Annotated in this window: 1 protein-coding gene; it reads left to right on the top strand. The window is 65.5% G+C overall.

All coding sequences use genetic code 11. From position 1 onward, the window contains the following. The coding region (locus EN874_RS33330; RefSeq protein ID WP_135884755.1) for a hypothetical protein at positions 1-281 on the top strand (281 nt) is incomplete at both ends.

The following is a 281-nucleotide window of genomic DNA, read 5'->3' on the forward strand; positions in this document are numbered from 1 at the left end:
GCGCGCTATGCCGACTGGGAAGCGACGCAGGAGCTTGCCCGCGCCATCGGGCTCGACTGGAACTACACGCATCCCTCGCAGATCATGGACGAGATCGCCAAGACGACGCCGAGCTTCGCCAACGTCTCGTTCGAGCTGCTCGACCGCGTCGGCTCGGTGCAATGGCCCTGCAACGAGAAGGCGCCGCTCGGCACCCCGATCATGCATGTCGACGGCTTCGTACGCGGCAAGGGCAAGTTCATCCGCACCGAATATGTGGCGACGGACGAGCGCACAGGCCC

Origin of the sequence: Mesorhizobium sp. M1D.F.Ca.ET.231.01.1.1 (assembly GCF_003999155.2) — a bacterium.
Classification (GTDB): domain Bacteria; phylum Pseudomonadota; class Alphaproteobacteria; order Rhizobiales; family Rhizobiaceae; genus Mesorhizobium.